The organism is Streptomyces sp. SM10 (assembly GCF_002910915.1).
GTDB lineage: Bacteria > Actinomycetota > Actinomycetes > Streptomycetales > Streptomycetaceae > Streptomyces.
The window spans coordinates 21,681-30,219 of the sequence record NZ_NEUF01000036.1; the positions used below are offsets into that span (position 1 = coordinate 21,681).

Consider the following 8,539-nt stretch of genomic DNA (forward strand, 5'->3'; position numbering starts at 1 on the left):
ACCGGCGCACGGCCGCCGCCGTGTGCCGGCCGCCACCCGCTCCGGGCATCGTGTCCGACTGTCTCGTCCCCTGAAACGGCACCGGCCCCCACCGGTGCTGAGCATCAGCGTACGGGGGGCGGTGTGCGCCGGAAGGAGATTCGCGGAACTGACCGTCCAAGGTGTTCAGGGTGTTGTTCATGTTCCGTCTTGAGACAGAAGTGGACAAGGAACGTCGTATTCTGCCGGGCCGTCGGCTGCACGACGACAACGGGGACGGTCGAGCGCCCCGCCCGCGACGACCGGGCCCGTACCCGCTCCCGGCCGGCGACCCGGGGCGTGCGGGCCCCGGACGGACTTCCGCCGGAAGCAGGGGTACGAGGTGGTCGGCGCGGTCGAGGACTACCCGCCGGGCGCCACGGAGTTCATCCTGGTCAAGCAGCTGCCGCGATCCGGCGGGCACCCGCCGAAGGAACCGCGGGGAAGACCCCCGGGGCGGCGTGACCGGCTGAGGTGAAGGCCTCCGAGACGGCCTTGGCGACGGTGTCCGCCATGGCCTCCTCGACCAGTACGATCGCCGAACCGCCGAACCCGCCCCCGGTCATCCTGGCCCCGAGGGCCCCGGCGGCGTTCGCCGTCGCGACCACGAGGTCGAGCTCCGGGCAGGAGACCCGCAGATCGTCGCGGAGCGAGAGGTGCCCCTCGTTGAGCACGGGGCCCGCGGCACGGACGTCACCCGCGTCGAGCAGGGCGATGACCTGCCCGACCCGGTGGTTGTCGCTCACGACATGGCGGACGTACCGCACGACCGACTCGTCCTCGCCCGCCGCCCCGAGGGTCTCCAGCGCGGCGGCCAGGCCCTCGTACGGAAGGTCGCGGAGGCTGGCGATGCCGAGCGCCCTGGCTCCCGCCTCGCAGCCGTCGCGGCGCTCGGCGTACGCGCCGTCCCCCAGCGCGTGCTTGACGCGGGTGTCGACGACGAGGAGCTGGAGCCCGTGTGCCGCCAGGTCGAAGGGGACCTGGCGCTGGGTGAGGTCGCGGGCGTCGAGGTACAGCGCGTGGCCCTCGGTGCAGCACGCCGAGGCCATCTGGTCCATGACGCCGCAGGGCACGCCGACGAAGGCGTTCTCGGCGCGCCGGCCGAGCACGGCGATCTCCGGGGCGCTGAGGCCCAGCTCGAAGAGGTCGTTCAGGGCGAGCGCGGTGACGACCTCCAGGGCGGCCGAGGAGGAGAGTCCCGCGCCGACGGGGACGGTCGAGGTGAGCTGGATGTCCGCGCCGGTGACGGGGTGCCCCGCCTCGGTGAGCGCCCAGACGACGCCGACCGGGTAGGCGGCCCAGCCGTGGCCGGAGTGCGGGGTCAGCTCGTCGACGCGCAGGGAGACGACGCCGCCCGGTACGTCGGTGGAGTGCAGGCGCAGCTGCCCGTCGGTGCGGCGGGCGACGGCGGCGCGGGCGTGGTGCGGAAGGGCGAGCGGCATGACGAAGCCGTCGTTGAAGTCGGTGTACTCACCGATCAGGTTCACCCGTCCGGGTGCGGCCCAGATCCCTTCGGGGGCGGCCCCGTACAGCTCGGTGAAGGAGGCGGTGAGTTCGGCGTTGTCGGTCATGGTGCGGTGGGCTCCTCTCGGCGGGCGAACGTCCACGCGTCGGCGACGATGGCGGCCAGGTCGGCGCGCGAGGGCCGCCAGCCGAGCCGTTCCCTGGCGGTGGCGGCGGAGGCGACGAGGACGGCCGGGTCGCCGCCGCGCCGGGGTGCCGGGGTCTCGGGGACCGGGTGGCCGGTGACCTGGCGGACGGTCTCGATGACCTCGCGCACGGAGAAGCCGTTGCCGTTGCCGAGATTGCAGATGAGGTGTTCGCCCGCGGTGGCCGTTTCCAGGGCCAGCAGGTGGGCCTCGGCGAGGTCGGCGACGTGGATGTAGTCGCGTACGCAGGTGCCGTCCGGGGTCGGGTAGTCGTCGCCGTACACGGAGATGGACTCGCGCTGCCCGAGGGCGACCTGGAGGACGAGGGGGATGAGGTGCGATTCGGGGCTGTGGCGCTCGCCGCAGCTTCCGTAGGCGCCCGCGACGTTGAAGTAGCGCAGGGAGACGGCGGCCAGGCCGTGGGCGGCCGCCTCGCCGGTGATCATGTGGTCGACCGCGAGCTTGGAGGCACCGTAGGGGCTGGTGGGCGCGGTGGGGTCGGTCTCGGTGATGGGGCTGGAGACCGGCTCGCCGTAGGTCGCGGCGGTGGAGGAGAAGACGAGGGTGCGCACCCCCGCGTCGCGCATGGCGGCGAGGAGGGCGGTGGTGCCGCCGACGTTGTTGACCCAGTACTTCTCGGGGTTCACGACGGATTCGCCGACCTGGGAGTACGCGGCGAAGTGCAGGACTCCGTCGTAGGAGGGGTCCAGCCACTTGGCGGCGTCCTGGATGCGCCCCTCGATGAACTCGGCGCCCTGGGGGACGCCTTCGCGGAAGCCGGTCGACAGGTCGTCCAGGACGGTCACGGTGTGACCGGCTTCCAGCAGGTGGGCGGCGACGACGCTGCCGACGTATCCCGCGCCGCCCGTCACCAGGTACTTCTTGCCGGTGTTGCTCACTCGCTCGCTACCTCTCGCAGTCGCTGGGCCGCGGCCTCCGGCGGCACGTCGTTGATGAACACGCCCATGCCGGACTCGGAGCCCGCGAGGAACTTCAGCTTGCCGGTGGTCCGCCTGATGGTGAAGAGCTCCAGGTGCAGCCCGAACTCCTCACGGCCGGGGACCCTGAAGGGGGCCTGGTGCCAGGCGGAGATGTACGGGGTCGGCGGCTCGCCGGGGCCGAAGATCCGGTCGAATCGCCTCAAGAGTTCCAGATAGATCTGTGGGAACTCTGTCCGCGCGCCCGCGTCGAGCTCCCGGAGATCGGGGACGCGCCGTCGCGGGTGGAGGTGGACCTCGTAGGGCCAGTGCGCGGCGTGGGGCACGAAGGCGACCCAGTGCTCGCCCTCCAGGACGATGCGGTCCCCGTCGGCCAGCTCGCGGGCGACGACGTCGTCGAAGAGGTTGCGGCCGGTCCCGGCGCGGTGGGTCTCCGCCGAGCGGAGCATCTGCTCGGTGCGCGGGGTGACGAAGGGGTAGCCGTAGATCTGCCCGTGGGGGTGGCCGAGGGTGACGCCGATCTCGGCGCCCCGGTTCTCGAAGCAGAACACCTGGGTGACCTGCGGGAGCTCGGCGAGGTCGGCGGTGCGGTCGGTCCACGCCTCCAGGACGAGGGCTGCCTGGTCCTCGGTGAGGCCGCCGAAGGAGACGTCGTGGTCGGAGGTGAAGCAGACGACCTCGCAGCGGCCGGAGTCACCGGCGAGGGAGGGGAAGCGGTTCTCGAAGACGGCGACGTCGTAGTCGGCGTCGGGGATCTCGCTGAGCCGGCCCTCCCGCGAGGGGCAGAGCGGGCACTCGTCGGCCGGCGGGTGGTAGGTGCGTCCCTGGCGGTGGGAGGCGATGGCCACGGAGTCGCCGAGCAGGGGGTCGCGGCGGACCTCCGAGGACGTCGAGACGGCATCCAGCGGCCGGCTGTCGACGGCGTCGCGGACGGTGTCGTCCGCGGAGTCGTAGTAGATCAGCTCACGGCCGTCGGCGAGGGTCGTAACCGTCTTCTTCACCAGGGTCCTCCATTTGACGCCCTCCAAACATAACCGCACATAACAAATCACAAATCAACATGACAGTCAATGGCGCCGAGTCCTGTGGCATGTCTGTGCGCCAAGGGTGCCCATAGAGGGACATTCCACCCCCGCACGATCACGATCAAACAAAGAACGTCATGCAACCTGTTCAGTTTCTGAACACAAAGGCGTAGGTTCCGACGGGTTCAGTTCGCGCAACGAAGCGAGTACCCCCCATGCAATATCTGGCCGAAGGGCTCCGGCTCCCCACGAACGGGCTCGATTACACAATCCTGGCGATCTACTTCGTCGTGGTGCTCGGCATCGGCTTCGCCGCCCGGGCCAGTGTGAGGACGAGTCTCGACTTCTTCCTGTCCGGCCGGTCGCTGCCCGCCTGGGTGACCGGTCTGGCCTTCGTCGCGGCGAATCTCGGGGCGACCGAGATCCTCGGCATGGCGGCGACGGGCGCGCAGTACGGCGTCGCGGTCGTCCACTGGTACTGGATCGGCGCCATCCCCGCCATGGTCTTCCTCGGCCTGGTGATGATGCCCTTCTACTACCGGTCGAAGGTCCGCTCCGTCCCGGAGTTCCTGCTGCACCGCTTCGACAAGTCGGCGCACCTGCTGAGCTCCATACTCTTCGCCTTCTCGGCGATCCTGATCGCGGGCGTGAACCTCTACGCCCTGTCGATCGTCGTGGAGGCCCTGCTGGGCTGGCCGCAGTGGGTCGCGATCGTGGTCGCAGGCCTCTTCGTGCTGGTCTACATCACCATCGGCGGCCTCTCCTCCGCCATCTACAACGAGGTGCTGCAGTTCTTCGTCATCCTCGCCGCGCTGATCCCGCTGACCCTGCTGGGCCTCAAGCGCGTCGGCGGCTGGGACGGGCTGAGCGGCTCCCTGGAGGAGCAGCACGGAGCGAACTTCATGACCGCCTGGGGAGGCACCGGCATCGGTGACGCCAACCCGCTGGGCGCCAACTGGCTGACGATCATCCTCGGCCTGGGCTTCGTCCTCTCCTTCGGCTACTGGACGACCAACTTCGCCGAGGTGCAGCGCGCCCTGTCCGCGAAGAACCTCTCGGCCGCCCAGCGCACCCCGCTGATCGCCGCCTTCCCGAAGATCTTCATCGTCTTCGTCGTGATGATCCCGGGCCTGGTCGCCGCCGTCCTGGTGCCCAAGATCGGCACGCCCGGCTCCGACCTCACGTACAACGACGCCATCCCGCTGCTGATGCAGGAACTCCTGCCCAACGGCGTGCTCGGCATCGCGGTGACCGGTCTGCTGGCCGCGTTCATGGCCGGCATGGCCGCCAACGTGTCCTCGTTCAACACGGTCTTCACCACGGACATCTGGCAGCGGTACGTGAAGAAGGACCAGCCCGACGCGTACTACCTGCGCTTCGGCCGGCTGATCACCGCCGTGGGTGTGCTGGCCTCGATCGGCACCGCGTTCATCGCCGCCGGCTTCTCCAACATCATGACGTACCTGCAGACGCTGTTCTCGTTCTTCAACGTCCCGCTCTTCGTCGTCTTCATCATCGGCATGTTCTGGAAGCGCGCCTCGATGAAGTCCGGCGTCTGGGGCCTGCTGGCGGGCACCACGGCCGCGATGGTCAACTACTTCGTCATCTACGAGCAGGGCATCATCGACATCCCGTCCGACCAGGGCGCCAACTTCGTCTCCGCGATCGTCGGATTCGTCGCCGGCGCGGTCGTCATGGTCGCCGTCACCCTGTTCACCGCCCCGAAGCCGGAGGCCGAACTGGCCGGACTGGTCTACGGGACAAAGGCCCCGGACTCCGACGAGGTGCCGGACGAGGGCGACAGCGCGTGGTACCGCAAGCCCGCCCTGCTCGGCTGGGGAGCCATCGTCCTCGCCACCCTCTGCTACCTGCCCTACTCGCTCTGATCGGAGGCACTCACCATGTCCGACGCACACGAGGCACACAAGGACGTCTCCGAGCTGGAGCGCACGTCCGCGACCGCGGCCCGGCTCTTCGACATCCGGCGGATCATCGGCGGTCTCTTCGTGGTCTACGGAGTGATCGTCACCATCGCCGGGATCAACCCGTCCGACGCCGACCTGAAGAAGGCCGAGGGCGTCCACATCAACCTCTGGACCGGCCTGGCCATGCTGGCGCTCGGGCTGTTCTTCCTGATCTGGATGAAGCTGCGCCCGGCCCAGGTGCCGGACGGGGCGCCCGGCACTCCGGAGGACTGACCGGCAATCCGCAGGGGCCGGACGTTCTCGGGTTCACCCGAGAACGTCCGGCCCCTGCGGCGTTCCCGCCGCCCGGTCGAGCAGTCCCGTACGGGCGGCGAGCGCGGCGGCCTCCAGACGGGAGCCGACGCCGAGCTTCATCAGCACGCGCTGCACGTGCGTGCGCGCGGTGCTCGGTGCGATGCCCATGCCCGCCGCGATCAGCCGGGTGTCCTCGCCCTCGGCGACCCTCACCAACACCTCGACCTCGCGGGGCGTCAGCATGCGCAGCAGCCGCTGCCCCTCGTCGTCCGGCTGGGCCACAGGGTGCAGCAGCTCCGCGAACGCGCCCCTCAGCAGCTGCGGGGCGATCGCGGCCTCCCCCGCACGGGCCTTGATCATCGCGCGTTCGACGCCCTCGATGCGCTCGTCGTGACGGACGTAGCCGGCCGCTCCGGCGGCGAAGGCCGCCGCGATGCCGCGCGGACTGGGCACCGGGCCGAGCACCACCACGGCCACCTGCGGGCGCTCGCGCCCGATCCGCACGATCGGGTCGAACGCGCCGGGTTCGGCGGGCGCCGCCGTGCCGAAGAGGCACACCTCGGGCGCCCTGCTGACGACCAGTTCCGCAGCCCCGGACGTCGGCGCGGCTGCGGCGAGCACGCGGTGCCCGCGCAGTTTCAGCGCCGAGGCGAGTGCCTCGGCGAGCAGACGGTGGTCATCGACCACCATGAGCCGCACGCCCATCGGAAAAGCCCCCATGTGTACAGCGGTACCGCTGCATAACCCTGAACAGGCCCCCCGGCCCCTCTGACCCGGCAAGTTACACGCTTGTTCGACGCTACGCGCCCTCTCCTGGGCAGAAGCCCACCAGAATGCCGAATTCTGCACCATTCGGGGCTACTTGCCCGTCGGAAGACGACCGGCCCTGCCGGTCGGATGATCAACCGGCAGGGCCGTCGTTGCTGACCCCGGAGCGGGGCCGGGCGGGTCAGACGGTGCTGAAGGAGACGACGAGGTACTGCTTGTCGTCCAGCGAACTCGACTTGCTGGGCTCGCTGATCATCTGCTCGGAGATGAACAGCCGGCCCTTCTCGTAGATGAACTCGGCGTAGTTGGCGGAGAAGCTGGTCTCCGCGTCGCGTGCGGCCTCGTCGTCCGGGTTGACCATCAGCACGGTCTCCTCGAACGTCGAGCCGTTGATGGAGACGACCTGGCCGCCCTTGTCGTACGGGGGCGCCTTGTACGCGATGAGGTTGGAACCGTCCATGCGCAGCGGGGTCAGCGTGTACTTGTCGCCCGCGTCCGCCCTGCCTCCGACGAGCTTGCCGGTGGTGAGATCGAAGGCGACGATCTCGTTGGTGTCGCCGTACTCGCCGCCGCCCTCGTGCTCCTCGGTCGGCACGTAGAGCTTGTTGTTGCCGACGGCCAGGGCGGTGCACTTCTCGACCTCGGTGGAACCGCAGTCGGCGGCGTACTTGTCCGCGTCGGCCGAGATCCTGACGATGAGCTTGCCGGTGGCCGCGTCGATGGAGAAGAAGTCCGAGATGCTGCTGCCGTCGCCGGCGGTGTCACCGACATCGGCCGCGACGACGAGCGGCTTCGTGGACACGATGCTCGCGTACTCGACGCCGGCCGGCATGTTGTACGAGGAGAGCGGTGCGCCGGTCTTCGGGTCCAGCGCCTGGATGGTGAGTTGCGGGTTGTCGTAACCGCCGCACTTGCGGACCACCGCGAGGGCGTCGCCGCCGCCGTAGCCCATGTCGTAGCAGTTGTTGGCGTCCGCCTTCGGCCTCCAGAGCTCGGCGCCGTCGGCGAGGTTGAAGGCGGCGCCTCCGCTGGTGCCGCCCGCGGCGACCGTGGAGCCGCTGAGCGTGACCTCTCCGAACCTGACGGGGTCGTCACCGCTGGACGGCGAGGTGACGGACTTGCTCCACATGAGCTTGCCGGTGGCCAGGTCGAGCCCGCCGACCTGGTTGCAGGAGGGGTACTTGTCCGAGGCGCTCGGCTTGCCCTCCTGGAAGGCGATGGCCGTCTTGTAGTCCTTGGACATGTGCCGTGACGCGGCGCAGACCTGGCCCTTGAGCGGGATCGACCAGAGCTTGGTGCCCTTGGCGAGGTCGTAGCCGACGATCTCGTACACGCCGGACTTCACGTACACCTTGTCGGTGACCCAGGAGCCGTCGACGACCGTGGTGTCGGTGACCTTGGGGTGGGGCAGCTGGAAGCCGACCTTGGACTTGGTGTCGGCCGGGGCCTTCTCGGTGCCGCCGGCCAGGCCGTCGCCCTCGCCGCCCTTGCCCTCGCCGCCGTCGGCTCCGGCCGAGGACGCCTGGTCCTGCTTGCCGCCGTCGCCGTCACCGCCGCTGGAGGCGTAGAAGATCCCGCCGCCGACGATCAGGACCACGGCGACGGCCGCGGCGACGATGATCTGCATCTGGGTGCTGAACTTCTTGCCACCGCCCGGCGGGGGGCCGTACTGCGGCTGCATCGGCGCGGTCGGGTAGCCGTACCCCTGCGGGGGCATGCCGGGCTGCCCGGGCGGCCCCTGCGGGAAGCCGTATCCGGGCTGCGTCGGCGGCTGCCCGGGGGGCGGCGCCTGGGGGTAGCCGTATCCGGGCTGCGTCGGCGGCTGCCCGGGCGGGGGCGCCTGGGGGTAGCCGTACGCGGGGTTCTGCGGGGGCTGCCCGGGAGGGGGCGTCTGCGGGGTGCCGTAGCCGCCCGGCGGCGGG

General features: G+C 70.1%; 7 protein-coding genes and 1 pseudogene. 3 read left to right on the forward strand and 5 right to left on the reverse strand.

What is annotated here, in order from left to right:
* Positions 1-261: 261 nt before the first annotated feature.
* A pseudogene (locus B9S57_RS36170) lies at positions 262-496 on the forward strand (N-acetyltransferase); the annotation flags it as partial.
* On the opposite strand, the gene galK reads toward B9S57_RS36170, so the two are convergent.
* The 3 genes from galK to galT are packed head-to-tail and all read right to left on the reverse strand — an operon-like array spanning position 414 to position 3,606.
* Entirely contained in the window at positions 414-1,589 is a 1,176-nt protein-coding gene (galK, locus tag B9S57_RS03190; protein ID WP_103514006.1) for a galactokinase, read from the reverse strand. The pseudogene B9S57_RS36170 and the gene galK overlap by 83 nt on opposite strands.
* Positions 1,586-2,566, reverse strand: coding sequence for a UDP-glucose 4-epimerase GalE (gene galE / locus B9S57_RS03195; RefSeq protein ID WP_103514007.1), 981 nt, complete (start codon positions 2,564-2,566; stop codon positions 1,586-1,588). The genes galK and galE overlap by 4 nt, the downstream gene beginning before the upstream one ends.
* Positions 2,563-3,606 carry a galactose-1-phosphate uridylyltransferase gene (gene galT / locus B9S57_RS03200; protein WP_103514008.1) on the reverse strand — a complete coding sequence of 348 codons (1,044 nt, stop codon included), beginning with the start codon at positions 3,604-3,606 and terminating at the stop codon, positions 2,563-2,565. The genes galE and galT overlap by 4 nt, the downstream gene beginning before the upstream one ends.
* A gap of 239 nt (positions 3,607-3,845) precedes the next feature.
* On the opposite strand from galT, the gene B9S57_RS03205 reads away from it, so the two are divergent.
* Together B9S57_RS03205 and B9S57_RS03210 are read left to right on the forward strand one after the other, a co-directional pair.
* On the forward strand, positions 3,846-5,516 hold the full coding sequence (locus B9S57_RS03205; RefSeq protein ID WP_103514009.1) for a sodium:solute symporter family protein: 1,671 nt from the start codon (positions 3,846-3,848) through the stop codon (positions 5,514-5,516).
* A gap of 15 nt (positions 5,517-5,531) precedes the next feature.
* Positions 5,532-5,828: a hypothetical protein gene (locus tag B9S57_RS03210; RefSeq protein WP_103514010.1), complete on the forward strand. Its 297-nt coding sequence runs from the start codon at positions 5,532-5,534 to the stop codon at positions 5,826-5,828.
* Positions 5,829-5,861: 33 nt separating this feature from the next.
* On the opposite strand, the gene B9S57_RS03215 is transcribed toward B9S57_RS03210, so the two are convergent.
* A complete protein-coding gene (locus B9S57_RS03215; RefSeq protein WP_103514011.1) occupies positions 5,862-6,554 on the reverse strand; it encodes a LuxR C-terminal-related transcriptional regulator in 693 nt (230 codons plus the stop codon).
* A gap of 244 nt (positions 6,555-6,798) precedes the next feature.
* Positions 6,799-8,539, reverse strand: a 1,741-nt coding sequence (locus tag B9S57_RS03220; RefSeq protein WP_103514012.1) for a PQQ-binding-like beta-propeller repeat protein, incomplete at its 5' end; no start/stop codon positions are given.

Coding starts and splice junctions, on each gene's coding strand:
- B9S57_RS03215 (WP_103514011.1), bottom strand. CDS start 6,554: ATGGGCGTGCGGCTCATGGTGGTCGATGACCACCGTCTGCTCGCCGAG.
- B9S57_RS03205 (WP_103514009.1), top strand. CDS start 3,846: ATGCAATATCTGGCCGAAGGGCTCCGGCTCCCCACGAACGGGCTCGAT.
- B9S57_RS03210 (WP_103514010.1), top strand. CDS start 5,532: ATGTCCGACGCACACGAGGCACACAAGGACGTCTCCGAGCTGGAGCGC.
- galK (WP_103514006.1), bottom strand. CDS start 1,589: ATGACCGACAACGCCGAACTCACCGCCTCCTTCACCGAGCTGTACGGG.